Source organism: Burkholderia sp. JKS000303, assembly GCF_002563755.1.
GTDB lineage: Bacteria > Pseudomonadota > Gammaproteobacteria > Burkholderiales > Burkholderiaceae > Burkholderia > Burkholderia anthina_B.
In genome coordinates, this window is record NZ_PDBZ01000002.1 from 80,587 (window position 1) to 101,534 (window position 20,948).

General features: G+C 67.3%; 17 protein-coding genes and 2 pseudogenes. 12 read left to right on the forward strand and 7 right to left on the reverse strand.

Translation table 11 applies throughout. The features are described from left to right. Positions 1 to 72 precede the first annotated feature (72 nt). Both BX604_RS22415 and BX604_RS22420 read left to right on the forward strand, forming a co-directional pair. Complete coding sequence (locus BX604_RS22415; RefSeq protein ID WP_098553079.1) at positions 73 to 2,040, forward strand: aconitase family protein; 1,968 nt, start codon at positions 73 to 75, stop codon at positions 2,038 to 2,040. A 59-nt stretch (positions 2,041 to 2,099) separates the two neighbouring features. Next, positions 2,100 to 3,551 carry an MFS transporter gene (locus BX604_RS22420; protein WP_098553080.1) on the forward strand — a complete coding sequence of 484 codons (1,452 nt, stop codon included), beginning with the start codon at positions 2,100 to 2,102 and terminating at the stop codon, positions 3,549 to 3,551. A gap of 55 nt (positions 3,552 to 3,606) precedes the next feature. Here BX604_RS22420 and BX604_RS22425 read toward each other — a convergent pair whose 3' ends face one another. Beyond that, entirely contained in the window at positions 3,607 to 4,512 is a 906-nt protein-coding gene (locus tag BX604_RS22425; protein ID WP_098553081.1) for a LysR family transcriptional regulator, read from the reverse strand. 103 nt (positions 4,513 to 4,615) lie between these two features. Between BX604_RS22425 and BX604_RS22430 the strand changes: the two genes are divergently transcribed. Further along, positions 4,616 to 8,212, forward strand: coding sequence for an indolepyruvate ferredoxin oxidoreductase family protein (locus BX604_RS22430; RefSeq protein ID WP_098553082.1), 3,597 nt, complete (start codon positions 4,616 to 4,618; stop codon positions 8,210 to 8,212). Between the two features lie 111 nt (positions 8,213 to 8,323). Here BX604_RS22430 and BX604_RS22435 read toward each other — a convergent pair whose 3' ends face one another. Both BX604_RS22435 and BX604_RS22440 read right to left on the reverse strand, forming a co-directional pair. After that, entirely contained in the window at positions 8,324 to 8,617 is a 294-nt protein-coding gene (locus BX604_RS22435; RefSeq protein ID WP_098553083.1) for a DNA-binding protein, read from the reverse strand. Between the two features lie 87 nt (positions 8,618 to 8,704). Further along, a complete protein-coding gene (locus BX604_RS22440) occupies positions 8,705 to 9,859 on the reverse strand; it encodes a branched-chain amino acid ABC transporter substrate-binding protein (RefSeq protein ID WP_098553084.1) in 1,155 nt (384 codons plus the stop codon). Positions 9,860 to 10,131: 272 nt separating this feature from the next. Here BX604_RS22440 and BX604_RS22445 point away from each other — a divergent pair, with 272 nt between their 5' ends. Beyond that, complete coding sequence (locus BX604_RS22445) at positions 10,132 to 10,401, forward strand: hypothetical protein (RefSeq protein WP_143748076.1); 270 nt, start codon at positions 10,132 to 10,134, stop codon at positions 10,399 to 10,401. A 68-nt stretch (positions 10,402 to 10,469) separates the two neighbouring features. On the opposite strand, the gene BX604_RS22450 is transcribed toward BX604_RS22445, so the two are convergent. Next, entirely contained in the window at positions 10,470 to 11,366 is an 897-nt protein-coding gene (locus BX604_RS22450) for a DMT family transporter (RefSeq protein WP_098553086.1), read from the reverse strand. A gap of 57 nt (positions 11,367 to 11,423) precedes the next feature. Here BX604_RS22450 and BX604_RS22455 point away from each other — a divergent pair, with 57 nt between their 5' ends. The 4 genes and pseudogenes from BX604_RS22455 to BX604_RS22470 all read left to right on the forward strand — a co-directional run bounded on the left by BX604_RS22455 (position 11,424) and on the right by BX604_RS22470 (position 14,407). After that, positions 11,424 to 12,413 (forward strand): LysR substrate-binding domain-containing protein, encoded by a 990-nt coding sequence (locus BX604_RS22455; RefSeq protein ID WP_098553087.1) that lies wholly within the window; start codon positions 11,424 to 11,426, stop codon positions 12,411 to 12,413. Positions 12,414 to 12,582: 169 nt separating this feature from the next. Then, a complete protein-coding gene (locus tag BX604_RS22460) occupies positions 12,583 to 13,239 on the forward strand; it encodes a nitroreductase (RefSeq protein WP_098553088.1) in 657 nt (218 codons plus the stop codon). A 58-nt stretch (positions 13,240 to 13,297) separates the two neighbouring features. Further along, positions 13,298 to 13,765, forward strand: coding sequence for a sodium:proline symporter (locus tag BX604_RS22465; protein WP_098553089.1), 468 nt, complete (start codon positions 13,298 to 13,300; stop codon positions 13,763 to 13,765). Positions 13,766 to 13,930: 165 nt separating this feature from the next. Beyond that, a pseudogene (locus tag BX604_RS22470) lies at positions 13,931 to 14,407 on the forward strand (hypothetical protein). Between the two features lie 73 nt (positions 14,408 to 14,480). Here the strand turns inward: BX604_RS22470 and BX604_RS22475 are convergent. Then, a complete protein-coding gene (locus BX604_RS22475) occupies positions 14,481 to 15,653 on the reverse strand; it encodes a porin (protein WP_098553090.1) in 1,173 nt (390 codons plus the stop codon). Positions 15,654 to 15,804: 151 nt separating this feature from the next. Further along, positions 15,805 to 16,014 carry a response regulator transcription factor gene (locus BX604_RS22480; RefSeq protein WP_373562429.1) on the reverse strand — a complete coding sequence of 70 codons (210 nt, stop codon included), beginning with the start codon at positions 16,012 to 16,014 and terminating at the stop codon, positions 15,805 to 15,807. Here BX604_RS22480 and BX604_RS22485 point away from each other — a divergent pair. Then, positions 15,980 to 16,567, forward strand: a pseudogene (locus tag BX604_RS22485) (aldehyde dehydrogenase family protein); the annotation flags it as partial. The gene BX604_RS22480 and the pseudogene BX604_RS22485 sit on opposite strands and share 35 nt — an antisense overlap. Positions 16,568 to 16,612: 45 nt before the next feature. Here BX604_RS22485 and BX604_RS22490 read toward each other — a convergent pair. Beyond that, positions 16,613 to 18,463 (reverse strand): ABC transporter ATP-binding protein, encoded by a 1,851-nt coding sequence (locus BX604_RS22490; RefSeq protein WP_098553091.1) that lies wholly within the window; start codon positions 18,461 to 18,463, stop codon positions 16,613 to 16,615. 190 nt (positions 18,464 to 18,653) lie between these two features. Here BX604_RS22490 and BX604_RS39070 point away from each other — a divergent pair, with 190 nt between their 5' ends. From BX604_RS39070 to BX604_RS22500, 3 genes are all read left to right on the forward strand, one after another. Continuing rightward, positions 18,654 to 18,809 (forward strand): hypothetical protein, encoded by a 156-nt coding sequence (locus tag BX604_RS39070; protein WP_179894856.1) that lies wholly within the window; start codon positions 18,654 to 18,656, stop codon positions 18,807 to 18,809. A 45-nt stretch (positions 18,810 to 18,854) separates the two neighbouring features. Continuing rightward, positions 18,855 to 19,334, forward strand: coding sequence for a carboxymuconolactone decarboxylase family protein (locus tag BX604_RS22495; RefSeq protein ID WP_257146393.1), 480 nt, complete (start codon positions 18,855 to 18,857; stop codon positions 19,332 to 19,334). Between the two features lie 155 nt (positions 19,335 to 19,489). Beyond that, positions 19,490 to 20,728, forward strand: coding sequence for a MalY/PatB family protein (locus tag BX604_RS22500; RefSeq protein WP_098553093.1), 1,239 nt, complete (start codon positions 19,490 to 19,492; stop codon positions 20,726 to 20,728). Positions 20,729 to 20,948 lie beyond the last annotated feature (220 nt).

The window sequence follows — 20,948 nt, forward strand, 5'->3', positions numbered from 1 at the left end:
GCCCCGAATGCCGATCGAGCACTTCGTTTCCGCTGTTGCAGCCGTCTAGATTTCCGTTCAAGGAGAAATCAGATGGCAACAGTGGATGTGGCGGGCCGGATCCTGTTTCTTTGCGACGATCCGGCGCGGGTCGAACGGCAACTCGGCGGCGCCGACCTGACGCAGGCCGAGGCGGGGCCGCTGCGGGACGACGTCTCGACCGATGAAATCACGCCGATGAGCGTGCTGACGCGCTTCGACGAGCGCCTCGGCCGCTTCCCGTATCTCGGCTTTCGAACCGGCGGCCGCAATCCTGTCGGACCGGGCGCCGTGCTCGCCGGCGGCTTTCGCGTGACGGTGGCGGGAAATCGCTACGGCAAGGGGTCGTCGCGCGAGCATAGTCCGCTCGCGGAATACTGCGCGGGCATCCGGCTCGTGATCGCGAAGAGCTTCGAGCGGATTTACCGGCAGAACGCGGACAACCTCGGACTCTTCACGTCGACGGATTTCGGCTTGATCGAACGCATCCGGCGCGGCGAGCCGATCGACATCGAGGAACTCGTCGCGACGCGCGACAGCCTGGCCGCGTCGATCCTGCGCAGCGGGGGTTTGCTGCGCTACGGTGCGCAACAGATGCGCGAGATCGAGCCGGCCGGCGAAGCGGCCGATACGACGAGTGCCGTGCCGCGCACGTTCGCACAGAAGATTCTCGAGCGCCACGCGCTGCGCACGGCCGACACCGGCAGCGCGTTCGTGCCCGGCGCGGGCGTGTTCGTGCGCGCCGACTGGCGCTTCATCCACGAGTACTACACGGGGATGGCCGCGCACATGCTGCACGCGGCGTTCGGCAAGCCGCTGTCGCTGCATCAACCGGAGACCATGCTCGCGTTCGAGGATCACCTGTCGTACGCGCATCGCAGCGCGCTGCACGTGCGCAACGGGCTGCTGCCGGACGTGCGCGAGCTGTCGGATGCGCACCGGCAATTCGCGCAGGACTACGGACTGACGAATCACGGTTACCTGGCCGAAGTCGAGAACGGCGGCGACGAGGGCTCCGAAGGCATTTCGCACGCGCTGATGGCCGAGCGTTATGCATTGCCGGGCCAGGTCGTGGTCGGTACCGATTCGCACACGCCGCACAGCGGCGCACTCGGCTGCATCGCGTTCGGTGTCGGCACCACGGACATGGCGAATGCGTTCGTGACGGGCGCGGTGCGGATGACCGTGCCGCCGTCGCTGCGGATCGAGTACAACGGTGCGATTCCGTGCGGCGTGACGGCCAAGGATCTGGTGCTGCACCTGCTCGCCGATCCGAGGATCCGCGCGGGCTCGGGTGTCGGGAAGGTGTTCGAGTTCGCGGGCGCCGCCATCGCGCAACTGACGACCGACGAGCGCACGACGCTCACGAACATGACGGCCGAACTCGGCGGCTTCACAGGCATCATCGCACCGGACTCGGAAACTGTGCGCTTCCTGAAGGCGCGGCGTGGCATCGACTTCGTGATCGAGCCGTGGATGCGCAGCGATGCCGGGGCGCCCTATGCGGACGTGATCGAGATCGACTGCACGCGCATCACGCCGATGCTCGCGGCGCCCGGCGACCCGGGCAACGGCATCGCGCTGCGCGACCTCGCGGAACGGCCGCGTATCGACATTGCATATGGCGGTTCGTGCACGGCCGGCAAGCGCGAAGACTTCGACCATTACCACGAAGTGCTGGCGTGGGCGGCGGCGCGCGGGCTGCGCGTACCGGCCGACGTGAGCCTCTATCTGCAGTTCGGTACGTCGGACGTGCGCGACTACTGCGCGCGGCGCGGCTATCTCGACACCTTCGAGCGCGTCGGCGCGGTACTACTGCAACCGTCGTGCGGTGCATGCGCGAACTGCGGGCCGGGTGCATCGACGGACGCCGCGCAAGTGACGATCAGCGCGATCAACCGGAACTTCCCCGGCCGGTCCGGCCCGGGCCAGGTCTGGCTCGCGAGCCCGCTGACCGTCGTCGCGAGCGCGCTGGCGGGCCGCATCGCGTCCTTTGCCGAGTTGCAGGCGCAATACCCGTAAGCGGTTCGGCGCCGCACGCGCGGCGCTCACACATTCCAACGACGAGACAGGAGACAGACATGGCCATTCTGGAGCGCGCATCGACTCTGCGCGCCGCCGAACCCGCAGGCGCCGCCGCGACCGCCGCGACGGCGTCGGCGGCCGGCATGGGCGCGATTTCGGCACGACTCGACCGGCTGCCCGCGACGCCCGCGGTCTGGAAACTGATCGCCCTGCTGAGCCTCGGCTTCTTCTTCGAGCTGTACGACCTGCTCTTTACCGGCTACATCGCGCCCGGCCTCGTCAAGAGCCGCATTCTCACGCCGACCACGGCGGGGCTGTTCGGCACGTCGGGCGTCGCGAGCTTCATCGCCGCGCTGTTCGGCGGGCTGTTTCTCGGCACGGCCGCATGCGGTTTCCTCGCCGACCGCTTCGGCCGCCGCTCGATCTTCACGTGGTCGTTGCTGTGGTACGTCGCGGCCAATACGGTGATGGCGTTCCAGGACACCGCGAGCGGCCTGAACTTCTGGCGCTTCGTGTCGGGCATGGGCATCGGCGTCGAGCTGGTCACGATCGGCACCTATCTGTCGGAACTCGCGCCGAAGCATCTGCGCGGCCGCGCGTTCGCGGTCTGTCAGACGGTCGGCTTCGCGGCCGTGCCCGTCGTCGCGTTCCTGTCGTACCTGCTGGTGCCGGCGGCACCGTTCGGCGTCGACGGCTGGCGCTGGGTCGTCCTGCTCGGCGGAGTCAGCGCGCTGTTCGTCTGGTACTTCCGGCGCAATCTGCCGGAAAGCCCGCGCTGGCTCGCGGGCAAGGGCCGGATTCAGGAGGCGGACGAAGTGCTCGCGCGGCTGGAGGCGCAAGTCGCGCGCCAGTACGGGCGGCCGCTGCCCGAGCCCGGCCCGGCCGACCCGGTCCCGCGCGATGCGGGATTCGCCGACATGCTCAGGCCGCCGTACCGGACGCGCACGCTGATGCTCGTCATTTTCCACATCTTCCAGACCGTCGGTTTCTACGGGTTCGCGAACTGGGTGCCGACGCTGCTCGTCAAGCAGGGGATCACCGTGACGTCGAGCCTGCTGTACACCACGATCATCGGGCTTGCCGCGCCGCTCGGGCCGCTGCTCGGCTACTGGATCGCGGACCGCTTCGAGCGCAAGCACGTGATCGTGTGCATGGCCGCGCTCAATATCGTGAGCGGGCTGCTGTTCAGCCAGGCGTCCGCGGCGGTGGCGATCGTGTCGCTGGGCGTGCTGCTGACGCTGGCCGGCAACATCATTTCGTTCACGTACCACGCGTATCAGCAGGAGCTGTATCCGACGGCCATTCGTGCACGCGCAGTCGGCTTCGTCTATTCGTGGAGCCGGCTGTCGGCGGTGTTCAGCTCGTTCGTCATCGCGTTCATGCTGAAGGAATTCGGCATCACCGGCGTGTTCGTGTTCATCGCCGGCGCGATGACGCTCGTCATGCTCGCGATCGGGCTGATGGGGCCGAAAACGCTCGGCCAGTCGCTCGAGCGCATTTCTCACTGACCGGCCGCCCGCGCGTGCCGCGGCCGACGTCGCGGGCCGCTGCACGCGCGGCGGTTCACGTGCCGCACGCGTGGATCAGGAACTGCTGCAGCGCGGCGGCCGGCCCGCTCAACTGCGCGCCTTTCGCCCAGATCATGCCGGCGTCCATTTGCGGCACGGCGTCCAGAATCGGCCGCGCCTCGATCCGCTTGCCTTCGAGCGACCACGGCCGGAACACCATGTCGGACAGCACGGTCACGCCGAAGCCGTGCGCGACCAGCCCGCGCAGCGCCTCCATCGAACTGGTGCGAAACGCGATGTTCGGCGCGATCCCCTTCTTTTTCCAGTAACGCAGCGTCGACTGTTCGCCTTCGTCCACCGTGATCAGGATGTACGGATGCGCGGCGATGTCCTTCAGCGACGGCGCGTCGACCTGCGCGAGCGGATGCGTCGGCGCGACCCACAGCTGGCGCCGCGAGCGGATCAGCACCTGGCTGCCGAACCGGCTCAGCTTGTCGACGTTCGACAGCAGCACCACGCCGATGTCGACGTCGCCGTCGAGTACCGCCCGTTCGGTATCGGCCCGCTCCATGTCGCGCAGGTCGAATTCGATGAACGGATAGGTCGCACGAAAGCGGGCCAGCAACTCCGGCAGGAAATAGCCGAGCACCGTGTACGACGCGGCGATGCGCACGGTGCCGCGCATGTCGTGCGAGCGGAACGGCGGCTTGTGCACCGCATCGCGCGCGGCGTCGAGCACGCGGCGCGCATGGTTGTAGAAATCCTGGCCGTCGGGCGTGAGCGCGACGCCCTGCGGCAAGCGCTCGAAGAGCCGTGTGCCGAGCCCGTGTTCGAGCGCCAGCACCGCGTTGGTGATCGCCGACTGGGACACGTGTTCGTTCGCCGCCGCCATCGAAAACTGGCCGGTCCGGGCGGCCGCCGCGAAGTAGCGCAACTGCCGGAGCGTGAGATCGAATGCCATCTGATTTTCGGATACCAGGATTGTCTATTTGTGATTTTACGATAGCAAATCGGCTTTCTATACTGCGCTGAAAAATCACGATGACTCCGGAGACAACCCCGCCATGAACGCGCCAGAACCCGCTGTTGCGTCCCTAATGCCGGCCGAAACGGCCGTCCCGTCCACCGATGCCGTGTCGCTCGACGACAAATACACGCTCGAAAAGGGCCGCGTCTACATCAGCGGCACGCAGGCACTCGTGCGTCTGCCGATGCTGCAGAAGGCGCGCGACCTGAAGGCCGGGCTGAACACGGCGGGCTTCATCTCCGGCTATCGCGGCTCGCCGCTCGGCGCGCTCGACCAGTCGCTATGGAAGGCGAAGCGGCACCTGCAGGCGAACGACGTCGTGTTCCAGCCCGGCGTGAACGAGGATCTCGCCGCGACGGCCGTCTGGGGCACGCAGCAGATCAACCTGTGGCCGGGCGCGACGCGCGACGGCGTGTTCGGCATGTGGTACGGCAAGGGCCCCGGCGTGGACCGGACCGGCGACGTCTTCAAGCACGCGAACTCCGCCGGCAGCGATGCGCATGGCGGCGTGCTCGTGCTCGCGGGCGACGACCACGCGGCGAAGTCGTCGTCGGTCGCACACCAGTCGGAGCATGCGTTCATCGCGGCGGGCATTCCGGTGCTCTATCCGGCCAACGTGCAGGAATACCTGGATTACGGGCTGCACGGCTGGGCGATGAGCCGCTACTCGGGCCTGTGGGTCGCGATGAAGTGCGTGACCGACGTGATCGAATCGACGGCATCGATCGACCTCGATCCGGACCGCGTGGAAATCGTCACGCCGACCGATTACGCGATGCCGGAAGGCGGCCTGAATATCCGCTGGCCGGATGCTCCGCTCGCGCAGGAGGCGCGGCTGCTCGACGAGAAGTGGTACGCGGCGCTCGCGTATGTGCGCGCGAACCGGCTGAACCGCATCGTGATCGATTCGCCGACGCCGCGCATCGGCATCATCACCGCGGGCAAGGCTTACCTCGACGTGCGCCAGGCGCTGAGCGACCTCGGCCTCGACGACGAAACCTGCGCGAAGATCGGCCTGCGCGTGTTGAAGGTCGGCTGCGTGTGGCCGCTCGATGCGCAGGACGCGCGTGCGTTCGCGACGGGCCTCGAGGAAATCCTCGTCGTCGAGGAAAAGCGCCAGATTCTCGAATACGCGCTGAAGGAAGAGCTGTACAACTGGCGCGAGGACGTGCGCCCGAAGATCTACGGCAAATTCGACGAACGCGACAACGAAGGCGGCGAATGGTCGGTGCCGCGCGGCGACTGGCTGCTGCCCGCGCACTACGAGCTGTCGCCGGCCCTGATCGCGAAGGCGATCGCGCGGCGTGTGGCGCGTGCGGACCTGCCCGACGAGGTGCGCGCACGCATGCTCGCGCGCGTCGCGATCATCGATGCGAAGGAGCGCGACGCGGCGAAGCCGCGCGTGTCCGTCGAGCGCAAGCCGTGGTTCTGCTCGGGCTGCCCGCACAATACCTCGACGCGCGTGCCGGAAGGCTCGCGCGCGCTGGCGGGGATCGGCTGCCACTACATGTCGATGTGGATGGACCGCAAGACGGAAACGTTCAGCCAGATGGGCGGCGAGGGTGTCGCATGGCTCGGCCAGATGCACTTCTCCGGCGACAAGCATGTGTTCGTCAATCTCGGCGACGGCACCTACTTCCATTCGGGCCTGCTCGCGATTCGCGCGGCGATCGCGTCGAACGCGAACATCACGTACAAGATCCTCTACAACGACGCGGTCGCGATGACGGGCGGCCAACCGGTCGACGGGGTGCTGACCGTGCCGCAGATCGCGCATCAGGTGAGCGCGGAAGGCGCGAAGCGCATCGTGATCGTGACGGACGAGCCCGAGAAGTACGACGCCGGCGTCGCGCTGCCCGCGGGCGTCGACGTGCATCATCGCGACCGGCTGGACTCGGTTCAGCGGATGCTGCGCGACGTCGCGGGCACGACGGTGCTGATCTACGACCAGACCTGCGCGACCGAAAAGCGGCGGCGTCGCAAGCGCGGCGCGTATCCCGATCCGGCCCGCCGCGCGTTCATCAACGACGCCGTGTGCGAAGGCTGCGGCGACTGCTCGGTGCAGTCGAACTGCCTGTCCGTCGAGCCGCTCGACACGCCGCTCGGCACGAAGCGCAAGATCAACCAGTCGTCGTGCAACAAGGATTTTTCCTGCGTGAACGGCTTTTGCCCGAGCTTCGTGATGGCCGAGGGCGCGCAGTTGCGCAAGCCGGCGGCGGCGGGCGGGGGCAGCGCGGCCGGCTTCGACTTCGATGCATTGCCGATGCCGGCGCTGCCGGCACTGGCGGGCGCGTACGGGATACTCGTGACGGGCGTGGGCGGCACGGGCGTCGTGACGATCGGCGGGCTGATCGGCATGGCCGCGCATCTCGAACGCAAGGGCGTGACGGTGCTCGACATGGCCGGTCTCGCGCAAAAGGGCGGCGCGGTTCTGAGTCACGTGCAGATCGCGGCGACGCCCGACGCGCTGCACGCGACGCGCATCGCCACGGGCGAAGCGCGGCTCGTGATCGGGTGCGATGCGATCGTGTCGGCGTCGAACGACGTGCTGTCGCGCACCCGGCATGGCGTGACGGTCGCCGCGATCAACAGCGGCGCGACGCCGACCGCGGAGTTCGTCAAGAATCCGAAATGGGTCTTTCCGGGCACGCAGACCGAGGCCGAACTGCGCGAGAGCATCGGCGACGGATGTGCGTTCATCGACGCCAACCAGCTCGCGCTCGCGCTGCTGGGCGACTCGATCTACAGCAATCCGCTGCTGCTCGGTTTCGCGTGGCAGAAGGGCTGGTTGCCGCTGGAACTGACGAGCCTGCTGCGTGCGATCGAACTCAACGGCGTGTCGGTCGACAAGAATCAGCACGCGTTCAGGCTGGGGCGCTATATCGCGCATCACGGCGCCGCGGCGGTCCGGCCGCTCGTCGCGCCGGTTGCCGCGCAGCGGCCCACGGTGGTGCGGATGCCCGAATCGCTCGACACGCTGATCGGCGCGCGCGAGGCGCTGCTGAGCGCGTACCAGAGCGATGCATACGCACGGCGCTATCGCGACGTGGTCGACCGGATTCGGGCCGCGGAGTCGAAGATTGCCGGCGCGGCGGGCCTGTCGCTGACGCGCGCCGTGGCGGCGAACCTGGCGAAGCTCATGGCGTACAAGGACGAATACGAAGTCGCGCGCCTGTATGCCGATCCCGCTTATCTGGAGAAGCTGCGTCAGCAGTTCGACGGCGTGCCGGGGCGCGACTACGCGCTGAACTTCTATCTTGCGCCGCCGTTGCTGGCGAAGCGTGACGAACACGGAAACCTGCAGAAGAAGCGCTTCGGCCCGTGGATCCTGCCGGCCTTCCGGGTGCTGGCGAAATTGAAGGGGCTGCGCGGCACGCCGTTCGACGTATTCGGGCACACCGACGAACGGCGCGGCGAGCGCCGGCTGATTGCCGACTACATCGCGCTCGTCGACGAGTTTTGCGCGACGCTCGATGCGCAACGCCTGCCGGTCGCGCTGCAACTCGCCAGCCTTCCCGACGACATTCGCGGCTTCGGCCACGTGAAGGCGCGCAACGTCGCGGCGGCGGAGAAAAAACGGGAGCGGCTGCTGGACGCGTACCGGATGCCGGCGCGATCCGCGGCCATCGCGTAACGTTCGTCGACGGCGGGCGCGGCTTCTTTCAGGCCGGGCTCGCCGTCATCCGTCATGCAGACGGCGCGGACGCAGCGGTCGGAGCAGGCGTCGCGGCCGGGCCGCGGCGGTTCATGACCCGCTGGTGCGGGCGCGCGGCTTGGCCGCCGCCGGAAACGCGCCGACGCCGCGAGGCCGTTTCGGCTCGATGTCCGTGTTGCCGATCACGTGCCGGAAATCAATCTCGTGCGCGGCGAGCGCGCCGATGAGTGTGGCGATGACCGCGAGGTGAGAAGGGACGGTGCCCTTGCTCGAATAGTTGGTGATGGAACTTTCGTTCATCCGGATCAGACGGGCGAACTCGCGCGCCGTCAACTGTGCTTTCTTCAACTCCTGTTGAAATTCCGCATACGCCATTGCACACATGTTGCTTCATCTCCGCAAAACTTGAATCGGCCCGCGCGGCGCCGGCGCCGACGGGCGGCGTTCCCGTCGTGCCGGCGTCGCGGGGAGTTACATCTTCACCTGGTCGAGGAAGGTCTTCTTGCCGCCCTTGTAGCCGTAGATCGAGATGATCCCGTGCGTCAGGTCGCCCTTCGAGTCGAACGTCGTCGTGCCGATCACGCCGTCATACTTCGTCGACGGCATCGCGGCGAGGATCTTCGCCGGATCGGTCGAATTCGCGCGCTTCATCGCGTCGACCGCGATGTAGACCGCGTCGTACGCGAACGGCGCATCGAACTTGATGCCCTGGTTGAAGCGTTTCTGGTACTTGGCGAGGAATGCCGCGCCGCCCGGCATCTTCTCGAGCGCCGCGCCGGCCTGCGAGCACAGCACGTTGTCGGCCGCCGGGCCGGCCAGATCGGCCAGCGAGTCGGTGCACACGCCGTCGCCGGACAGGATCCGCGCGCGCAGGCCCAGCTGCTTCGCCTGCTTCGCGAGCGGGCCGCCGGTGGCGTCCATGCCGCCGTACATGATCGCGTCGGGGTTCTCGCCCTTGATCTTCGTGAGAATCGCGCGGAAGTCGACGGCCTTGTCGTTGGTCGCGTCGTGCGACAGCACCTTCAGGCCGAGCGCCTTCGCCTTCTTCTCGAACTCGTTCGCGAGGCCCTGGCCGTATGCGGTCGAATCGTCGACCACCGCCACGCTCTTCACGCCCTTCGACTGCGCGTAGCTCGCGAGCGCCGGGCCTTGCTGCGCATCGGTCGCGACTACGCGGTAGGTGGTCTTGAAGCCTTGCTGCGTGTAGGTCGGGTTGGTGGCCGACGGCGAGATCTGCACGATGCCCGCATCGCTGTAGATCTTCGAGGCCGGGATCGACGTGCCCGAGTTCAGATGGCCGATGACGGCGACGACCTTGTCGTCGACGAGCTTCTGCGCGACCTGGGTGGCCTGGCGCGGGTCGGCCGCGTCATCCTGCGCGTCCAGTTGCAGCGTGATCTTCTGGCCGCCGATCGTGAGACCCTTCGCGTTGATTTCCTCGACTGCGAGGCGCGCACCGTTCTCGTTGTCCTTGCCGAGGTGCGAAATGCCGCCCGTCGTCGGTTCGACGCTGCCGATCTTCACGACCTGATCGGCCATCGCGCCCGACGCGGCCGCGAACGCGGCGGCAGCCAGTGCGACGGTAATCAGGGGTTTGCAGCGCATGCCGACAGTGCTTCGTTCCATCTGCCATCTCCGTTGATTGATATTTCTATTGACGCCCGGCCAGCCGGAAACCCTTGTGAGGCGGTCGGTCTGCCGGGCGAGTCTCCATGACCCGTGACGGGTCAGGCTTGCATGTCGCCGGCCGTCGACTGCGACGAAAACGTCGACGTCGAGCGTTGCCCGGGCGAGCGGGCAGTGTCGTCAGGCGACGCGCAATTGGTATGAATATATCCGAACCTGTTTCCGCACGCGTCGGCGAATTACGTAAGCCTGCGCAAATGTGAGGCGATGGCATGGCCGTTTTATCGTCGGTTACGCCGGCGCCACCGTGTTGCACTGTCGATGGCTTCGATTATTCGACCGGGCCGATGTCGATGACCATGGACAGTGCGATGCAATCAATCGGGAACTGTTCGGTCGATTTGTCTGCACAGTTTCTGGCTGTCCGCACGATCGCCATGCAGCTAACGCAACTAACGGTCAAGCCGGGCCGCATCCGCGAATCGGTGCAGCGTGTCCCGCACAGCGTGTATATTTCCGTTTCGCAGATGCGGGGGGCTTGACCGGCCGTGTGCTGCCGGATCGTTCGGGCCGGTATCGCTATCCGGTCACGCCAGCGATCGCCTCGCACCTACGTCCGCCCGCGCAGCGCCACGAAGATCACGCCCGCAATCGCCAGCAGGCCACCGCACACCGTCTCGATACCGGGCCGCTCGCCCGTCAGCGCCATTGACAACACCGTCGCGACCGCCGGCGTCAGATAGAGGAAGTTGGCGGCGCGTGCCGCACCGAAGTGGCCGAGCGCGAAGGTCCAGGTCGCGTAGCCGAGCGCGGCCGGAAACACGCCGAGCACCAGCACCGCGAACCCCGTATCGCGCGACGCGCCGCCGAGCGCCGCCAGCGCGCCGGGCAGCCACGGCGTGAGCAGCAGCGCACCGGCCAGCAGCGTGTAGGCGGCGCAGGGCAGTGCGCCGTACACGGGGATCATGCGCCGCTGCAGGACGAAATAGCTGGCCGAGCACAGCGCCGCGCCGAGTATCAGCGTGCTGCCAGAGCCGAGCACGAGGCCGCCCGGCTGACCGTGCGCGATCACCGCGATGCCGGCGAGGCTGATCAGCGATCCGAGCCAGCCCCAGCGATTGAAGCGCTCGTGCAGGAACACGGCAGCGAGCAGCGCCGTGAAGATCGGCAGCGTGTTCACGATGAAGCTCGCCGCGCCGGCCGACACGGTCTGCTCGCCGGTATTGAGCAGCGCGTTGTAGAGCGCGATGCCGAGGAAGCCGCACGCGAGAAAGCGCAACGCATCGCCTTTCGCGGGGATCGGCGGGCGCCGCCACGCAAGCCACGCGATCACGAGCACGGCGGCGGTCGCGAAGCGCGCCGCGGCGAGCTGCAGCGGGGCGAGCCCGTGCAGGCCGATCCGGATGAACGGGAATGCGGATGCCCACGAGACGATCGTGAAGGCGACCGCGCCAGCCGCGATGAGCGGTTGTCGCGCGCTGCGCGACGACGAGGAAATCGTATTCATGTGCGCATGGTGCGGCGTGGCGAGATGCTAAGCTACCGCACAGATCAACATGCAGGTATGAATATGGCTCACAGCTTGGTTCGGCGGCGGGCGGACGATGCGGCGCATTCCCGTCGGGCGGCGGACGCGCTGTCGGCCTCGGCGCCGGGGCCGCGGCCGCCGCTCGCGAGCCTGGAGACGGTCTGCACGGTCGCGCGCCAGGGTTCGTTTCTCGCGGCGGCCGAGGTGTCCGGCGTCACGCACGGCGCGATCAGCCGGCGCGTGGCCGCCGTCGAGAACTGGCTGGGCCTCGCGCTGTTCGAGCGTCACGCGCGCGGCGTGCGCCTGACGCCGGACGGGCAGCGCTTCGTCGGCCGGATCGAGCAGGCGTTCGCGATCATCGACAGCGCGGCCGACCAGTGGCGCTCGCCGCGTACGCCGCGCCTCGTGCGGATGAGCGTGGTGCCGGCATTCGCGCAGCTGTGGCTGTTCGAGCGGCAGCACGTGCTCGAGCAGGCGGAGCCGGCGTTGCAGATTGATCTGCATATCGGCCTGCGCAACGTGGATATCGCCGGCGGCGAAGCGGACCTGTCGATCCGGTACGGGCGCGGCAACTGGCGTCAGCTCGACACGCGCCCGTTCATGCCGGAGACGCTGTACCCGGTCGCGCATCCGCGGCTCGCCGCGCAACTGGCCACGCTGCGCCGTCGGGGCGGCGATGCCGCGCTGCTCGAGATGCCGTTGCTGCACGACTCCGACGTGACCGGATGGCGCACGTGGTTCGACGCGCTCGGCATCGCGTTCAAGCCGCGCGCGCAGGATCGCCGCTTCGAGGATTACAACCTCGTGCTCGCGGCGGCCGAAGCGGGGCTCGGCGTGGCGCTGGCGCGCACGCCGCTCGCGGATGCGTATCTCGGGCGCAGCGCGCTGGTGCGGGTCAGCCGCCACGAGGTCGATTCGTTGCTCCGGTATCACTTCGTGCATGCGAAGGGGGAGAGTCGGCCGGAAGTGCTCGCGTTGATGGAGCGGATGCGGGCGGCGTTGGGGAATGCGGGACAGGCGGCATGACGCCTGCTACCGGGCAGGACGGCGAGCGGCCGGATGCGGTCGCCGCTCGACCGTGGCCGCCGGATCGTCGACAATGCGACCGCGGCAATCCGCGCGATAATTCGCGGATCCAACAGATAAACGAGAATCGAGATTTTTTGCAGCCGTGTGGATGCACAGGAAATGAGTAATGAATAGACCAGACAAGTCGTCGAAAGCGCGTGCGGCGCTCGATCAGCTGTTTTCGGGCATGGCGCCCGCGGACGCGCAGCGCGCGTCGCGCCCGGGCAACCCGTTCGAAGCGGCTGACGATGCGACGGGTGCCGATGGCCGGTATGAAGTCAAGCTGTCGACGCGAATCCAGCTGCGCGGCTATCCGAGCGCGGATGCGTTCATGAAGCGCATGGCCGAAGCGTGGGGCCTCGACTGGGGCACGTACGACAGTGTCCAGGCGATGGCGACGCTGCCCGCGGGCTGGCGTTCGCGCCGGCAGCCGGAAGTCACGCAGATCGTCGACGGGCGCGATATCGTGCGCGCGGAAAGCAGCCTGCAAGGCGGCGAACTGTCGTATCTGAAGGTGCATCCGCGCTATTACATCGACGCGCGCAAAGGGTTCGGCTGGAGCAAGTCGTCGAAGTCCTCGGACGATCCGGACCTGGATGGCCCCGACTGGAACTGCTACGTGATGGATCGGGAAAAGTCGGTCGAAGTGCACGAGCTGCGGACGTCGTCGTCGAAGGCCGATCTCGACAACGCGCGCGCGACGTTGCTGAAGTGGCTCGACGAGCACTACCCGAAGCATCGCGATCCGTTCGCGTACTGGACGGATTGCGACCGGCCTTTGTAAGTCCGCCGGGCGGCGGTTCGAGCGCCGCGCGGCACGCCGCCTTCGCAGAGGTGGACACTTGAAACAGAACGAGTCGGTCCCGATCCTGTGGGCCGCGTTCGGCGCGGCGCTCAGCTCGACCGTCATCGAACTGCTGCTCTGGTCGCTCGCAGGCGACGACACCTTCTACAACCTGCTTCGCGACGCGCGCCTGACGGCCGCCATCGTGATGGGGCGGGCCGTGCTCGGCACGTCCGCGGGCTTCGATCCGACGATCATGGGCGTGGCGACGCTGGTGCATGCCGCCCTGTCGCTTGCCTATACGGCCGTGCTGGCGACGCTGGTGCGCAACCTGTCGCGCGGCGCCGCGTTGCTCGCGGGCGGCGTGTTCGGGCTCGTGCTCTACGGCGTCAACCTGCACGCGTTCACCGCGATCTTCCCGTGGTTCGTTCCGGTGCGCGGCGCGATCACGCTGGTTGCGCATCTCGTCTTCGGCGTGACGGCGGCCGGTGTCTACTGTCTCGTCCGGCGCGCGCCGCGCGCATGAGCGTCGGCGGTTGCCGCGTCGTCGCTCTTTTGCGTCACGACCCCTGGAATAACCCGGCGTGCACTATCGTTTAATGGTCGGGTGACCCTATACGAAGCGGGCGCCGTCAGTGGCGCGAAGGGTCGAATGGTCGAATGGTCGGGGGCAAACTTGCAGGAGCCGATCATGTGCAACTTGTTTCGGTTCGGAGTCGGCGTCGTCTGTCTCGGGTGTGCAGTGTCCGTCCTGGCGCAAACGTATGACGACTCGATGGACGAAGGCGCGCGTTGCCGGGCGGTCGTCGCGCAGGCGGAAATCGACGGCACGGAACAGCAGATCGTCGGGCGTGCGTGCCGTCAGAGCGACGGGTCCTGGCAGATGGAGCAAAGCTCGGACGGCAGCATCGCGTGATATCCGGACACCGGGTATCCGTACGACGACCCGTGGTACTGGGGGCCGGCGGTGTTCGTCGGCACGGGCGCGAGTTTCGTCTTCATCGACCATTTCCATCACCGCCATCACTTCGACCACTTCGGTCACTTCGGTCACTTCAACGGGGTCGTGCATGGCCGCATCGGCGTGCCGATGGGCGGGGGCTTTCACCGTGGCCCGACCTTCGTCGGCGGAGAGCACGGCGTCGGCGGCGGCATGCGACGGCATTAGGCCGGCGCTCACGGCGCGGCGGACGCACACCGCAGTGCGCGCCCGCCGGGGCATTGCGATGTGACGAGCGCCGTCAGAACTTGTGACGAATGCCGACGATCGCGAGTTCCTGCGTATCGGTGCCCGAGTTCGCGCCGTACGAGCCGACCGAAGCCGCGGCCTTCACGATCGCGCCGCTCGCGTTCAACGTGTTGCCGCTCGCCTTCTGGTAGCCGAACAGCGCGTACACGTCGGTACGTTTCGACAGCGCGTAGTCGGCGCCGAGGTTCACCTGGTTGTAGTGCGCGGAACTCGGGCCCGTCAGCGACGTGTAGTTGTAGCCGACGCCCGCGCGCAATGCCGGCGTGAACTGCCAGTTGAAGAACGCCGAGCCGTTGTTGAACTTCGCGTTCTGCGTGAAGGCCGACAGCGTGTCCGCGCCGTACTGCGTGTTCGAATACGCGAGGCCGAAGGTTGCCGGCCCGGCCACGTACTGGCCGGCCACGCGCACGATCTGGATCGACTTCGCGCTCGAGAAGCCCTGGTTGATCACGGTGTTGAACAGCGTGTCCGAGCTGCTCGACCACGTGCGCACGCCGCCTGCCACCGTCGTGCCGCCGTTCGCGAAGAAGTAGCCGGCGCCGAGCGACAGCGGGCCGTTCGCGTAGCTCAGCCCGAAGCTGTACGTGCGGCCGTTGCCGGTCGCGCCCGCGACGCCGCCGAAGCCGTACAGCGCGGCGAACTGGAAGCCGGAGATCAGCGGGCTCGTGTACTTCACCGAGTTGCTCACGCGCAGGCTGTTGTCGTAGTTGTCGAGGTCGCCCGGCGTCGCGAAGACGCCGCCGAAATAGTTGTCCTCGGTGAGACCCTGCACGAGATCGACGACCGGGTCGTACTGGCGGCCGAGCGTCACGGTGCCGTACGTGCTGCTGCCGAGGCCGACGATGGCCTTGCGGCCGAATTCGCGGTTGCCCTGGCCGAGTGCGCCGGTGCCGATGTTGAAGCCGTTCTCGAGCTGGAACAGCGCGGACAGGCCGCTGCCGAGATCCTCGACGCCGCGCAGGCCCCAGCGGCTGCCCGACAGGTTGCCGCTGCTGAATTTCACGAGGCTCGACGCGTTGCTGCCGTTGGCGTTCTGTACGTTGTGCACGTACGCGATGCCCGCATCGGCGATGCCGTACAGCGTGACGCTGCTTTGCGCGTGCGCGCCGGCGGCGTAGAGCGCGGCCGGCAGCGCGAGCAGTGCGAATGAACGGATGCGTTTCATTGTTGGATTCCCCGATGGTCGGTAGGTCTGACGAGTCGGTGAACGATACGGGCCACGCATCGTCGAGGGAACCAATAAATTGTCGAATCGTTATGAGGCGGCGCGGTGATGGGTGCGCGTGCAACCGGCCGGCGGCGTGCCCGCCAGGCGCTCACGCAGCGTGCCGGCGCGACGCATTCCTGAGCACGAGCGCCATCAGCTGCCGGCGCGAATCGACGCCGAGCTTCGCGAACGCGCGCTTCGCGTAGGTATCGACAGTGGACGTCTTGAGCCCCATCGCCTGCGCGATCGCCGCCGACGTCATGCCCTGGATGAACGACGCGCACACGTGCATCTCGCGCCTGCTCGTGCATCGCGACATCAAGGATGCGTTCGTCGACAAGCTGGTTGCCGCGTCACGGCGTTTCGCGCCCGGCCATCCGCTCGATCCCGCGGTGGCGATGGGCGCGATCGTCGATCGCGTGCAGCTCGACCGCGTGATGAGCTACATCGCCATCGGACGGACGGAAGGGCGCCTCGTGACGGGCGGTGCGCGCGTGCGCGAGGAGACGGGCGGGTTCTACGTCGAGCCGACCGTGTTCGACGTCGATGCGGGCGCAACGATCGCGCGCGAGGAAATCTTCGGGCCGGTGTTGTCGGTGATCGCGTTCGACGACGTCGATGCGGCCGTGCGCATCGCCAACGATACGGAGTACGGACTCGCGGCGGCCGTGTGGTCGGCGGACGTGACGACGGCGCACGCGGTTGCGCGGCGCCTGCGTGCCGGTACCGTGTGGATCAATGGCTACGGCGACGGCAGCGACGACATGAACTTCCCGTTCGGCGGCTACAAGCAGTCGGGTAACGGCCGCGACAAGTCGTTGCACGCGCTCGACAAATACACCGAACTGAAATCGACGATCGTGCGGTTGTGACAGGTACGGCAGGCGGGCGAACGGCCGCCTGCCGCGCCTGCATGACTACGCCGCGCGTTCCGCATCGGCCGTCTCGCCCAGAAACCCGCCGCTCTGGTGCGCCCACAGCGCCGCATAAATACCGCCGGCCTGCAGCAGTTCGGCGTGCGTGCCTTCCTCGACGATGCGCCCTTCGTCGAGCACGATCAGCCGGTCCATCGCCGCGATCGTCGACAGCCGGTGCGCGATCGCGATCACCGTCTTGCCGCTCATCAGGCTGTCGAGACTGCGCTGGATCGCGACTTCGACTTCGGAGTCGAGCGCGCTGGTCGCTTCGTCGAGCACGAGGATCGGCGCGTCCTTGAGCATCACGCGCGCGATCGCGACGCGCTGCCGCTGGCCGCCCGACAGCTTCACGCCGCGCTCGCCGACCTCGACGTCGTAGCCGCTGCGCCCGTGCCGGTCGCGCAGCCGCTCGACGAACTCGGACGCTTCCGCGCGCACGGCCGCGTCGTGCATCTCGCGCTCGGTCGCGTCGGGGCGGCCGTACAGGATGTTCTCGCGCATCGTCCGGTGCAGCAGCGACGTATCCTGCGTGACCATCCCGATCGCCGCGCGCAGGCTGTCCTGCGTCACGTGCGCGATGTCCTGCCCGTCGATGCGGATCGTGCCGTCGTCCACGTCGTAGAAGCGCAGCAGCAGGTTCACGAGCGTCGACTTGCCGGCGCCCGAGCGGCCGATCAGCCCGATCCGCTCGCCCGGGCGGATCGTCAGGTTCAGCCCGTCGAACACTGCCCTGTCGTTGTCGTCGTGCGCGAAGCGCACGTTGTCGAACACGATGCCGCCGCGCTGCACGGCGAGCGCTCGCGCGTCCGGCGCGTCGACCACGCTGCGCACCTTCGTCAGCGTGTTGATGCCGTCCTGGATCGTGCCGACGTTTTCGAACAGCTCGGTCATCTCCCACATGATCCAGTGCGAATAGCTCGACAGGCGCAGCGCCATCGCGATCACGGCCGCGACCACACCCGCGCTCGCCTCGCCGTGCATCCACAGATAGAGCGCCAGGCCGGTCGAGCCGACCAGCAGCAACGTCGACAGCAGATGATTGACGACCTCGAACGCGCTGACGAGCCGCATCTGCGCGTCGCCGGTCGCCTTGAACGCTTCCATCGCGCGTCGCGCATGATCGGCCTCGCGCCGCGTGTGCGAGAACAGCTTGACCGTCGTGATGTTCGAATACGCGTCGGTGATGCGGCCCGTCATCAGCGCGCGCGCATCCGCCTGCTGGCTGCCGACGCGGCCCAGGCGCGGCACGAAGAACGCGCAGGCGATGCCGTAACCGAGCGCCCACAGCACGAGCGGAATCATCAGCCGCCAGTCGAAGCTGGCCGCGAGCGCGAGAATGCCGATCAGGTACGCGGCGACGCCGATCACGACGTCGACCGACATGAACAGCGCGTCGCGCACCGCGAGCGCGGTCTGCATGATCTTGGTCGTCACGCGACCCGCGAACTCGTTTGCGTAGAACGACAGGCTCTGGTCGAGCATCAGCCGGTGAAACAGCCAGCGCAGCCGCATCGGGAAGTTGATCGCGAGCACCTGGTGCTTGACCATCGTATGCAGCGCGATCAGCACCGCGCTGCCGGCGAGGATCGCCGCGAAGCCGACGAGCGTGCCGAAGTGGCGGCCGCCGAAGTCGGCCGGCGTCGACGACGACAGCCAGTCGACCACGCGCCCCATCATCGCGAACAGCGCGGCCTCGTACCCGGCGAGCGCGGCCGACGTCAGCGCGATCAGCAGGATCCAGCTGCGCGCGCCTTTCGTGCACGCCCAGACGAACGAGAAGAATCCCTTTGGCGGCGTGGCGGGATCTTCGAGCGGGAATGTCGGCAGGCGCCGTTCAAACCACGAATACATTGAAACCTCTCCTTGATGCGGCACGGGCTATCGGGCCGGCCGGTCTTGCGTGTCGGCGAAGCGGTGCGAGATTGGCCGGTGCGGCTCGGCAATCTCGCGCGGTCCGGCTGCGAGTGTCGCATCGTTTCGTTTCGGCTGCATGCCGGTTGCCCGAAGGCGGACGGGTAGCGTCGACGCCCGCGGTGGCGCGATGCTGCACGGCCGCGAAAGTTTTTCTTTTCCTGCGTCAAAGAATATCGCGGTTGAGCACGCCGCCACGCGTCGCGAGAATTTCGGGTTCGCGGCCGGTTTGTCGATCATCGGCGATCCGGTGGCAGCGACCCAGGTGAAACTTTCGAAGGAGTGACGGATGAGCAAGATACGAGTCGTCCCGTGGCAGGACGGAGAGCCGGTGCCGCCGGCGGTGCTGGCCGGCATGCGTGCGCGCAGGCCGAACGGGGAACTGATCGGAATCGATCGCGTGTTGCTCAGGAGCATCCCGCTTGCGACGGGCTGGAACGAACTGCTGCGCCGGGTCCGCACGGAATTCAGCCTGGCACTGCCGTATCGCGAGCTGATCATGCTGCGCGTGGCCGTGCTGAACGGCGCCGGTTTCGAATGGGACGTGCATTATCCGGCCTACCTCGAAGCGGGCGGCACGGTCGGGAAGGCCGACGCGCTCAAGGCCGCCACGCCGGACGACACGCTGTTCGACGAGCGGGAGCGGATGCTGATCCGGCTGGCGGATCAGTCCACGCGGCAGGTTGCCGTGGACGCCGACATCATCGACGCATTGAAGGGGCTGTTCGGCGAGCAGCAAACCGTTGAGGCGGTGGCGACGGTGGCCGCGTACAACATGGTTTCCCGCTTCCTGGTGGCGCTGGCGATCTGAAAAACACCGCGCGGCGATGCTGCGCGGTCATCCATGAGCTGTGCTCACTGCACCATGAGAAGATACCATTGTTGCCCGGAATTTCGCGCTGCTACTCTAGTCGCCATACGAAGCCACGCCGTCGGCGTGCCGTCTTATCGCGAGTGAAAGTGAGCATGCAGGCACATCTGGAATGGCCCGGTCGTCGTGCTGCGACCGCCAACGCAGCGTCGATCTTCGATGAAATCGTCGACCGCAAGCACGCCAATTCCCTGAAATGGGCGTTCGGCGAGCGGCTCCTCGCCGCCGACGAACACGCGGCGGACCCGCTGCCGATGTGGGTCGCGGACATGGACTTCCGCGCACCGCAGCCGGTCATCGACGCGCTGCACGACGCCGTCGAATACGGCATCTTCGGCTATTCGCGCGGCGCGACCGACAGCTATGTGCGCGCCGTCGTCGACTGGCAGGCGCGGCGCTTCGGCTGGCAGGTCGAACCGGAATGGGTGGTGCAGTCGAGCGGCGTCATCACGGCGCTGAAGACGGCCATCCAGGCGTTTTCCGCGCCGGGTGAAACCGTCCTGATCCAGCCGCCCGTCTATGCGCATTTTCATGACGACGTGCTGCTGAACGGGCGTCGCCTCGCATTCGCGCCGCTCGAGCGCGCCGGCACGGCATACCGTTTCAACGAGCAGACGTTCGAGGCGGCGATCCGCGACGATACGCGGCTGTTCATCCTGAGCAATCCGCACAACCCGACCGGCAACGTGTGGAGCGAAGGCGAGTTGCGCGCGATGGGCGAGATCTGCGCGCGGCACGGCGTGCTCGTGATCTCGGACGAGATTCACCAGGACCTGATCATCAACCCGTTGAAACGGCATGTTCCGTTCGCGTCGCTCGGCGATGCGTTCGCGCGCAACAGCATCACGTGTACGGCGCCGAGCAAGACGTTCAACCTGCCGGGGCTGCAAAGCGCGAACCTGTTCGTGCCGGACGGCCGCGTGCGCGACGCGTTGCGCCGGCAGTTCGACCGGAACATGTATCAATCGGTGAACACGCTCGGCATGGTCGCGGCAGAGGCTGCCTATACGCACGGCGAGCCGTGGCTCGATGCGCTGCTGCCGTACCTTCGCGACAACCATGCCCATTTCCGCAACGCGATTCACGGGATGACGTCGAGGATCGAAGTGCTGCCCGCCGATTCCCTTTACCTGTCCTGGATGGACTGTCGCGGGCTCGGCATGGACGCCGACGTGCTCAACCGCTTCATGCTGACCAGCGCGCGCGTCTGGCTGGACAAGGGTCAGAAGTTCGGCGTCGAGGGGCACGGCTACATGCGTGCGAACCTCGGGTGCCCGCGCGCCGTCGTCGACGACGCGATCGACCGGCTCGCCAACGCGCTGGCCGCACTGTGAACCGCGCCGCGCGCGGCGGCTGACGGGCAGCGACCGGCCGCGATAACGGCCGGCTGCCCTGCGCGGCACAGGTAACGACGATCGGGACGGTTCGCCAACGAATCGCTCACTTATATCAGGACTGCGAATGATGTAGCGGTGACATGCCACCGCTACATCATTCGCGCCAGGACCTCGTCGCGCGGCGAAATCGACGCGCGCGACGTGGAGCGGCGTGGTC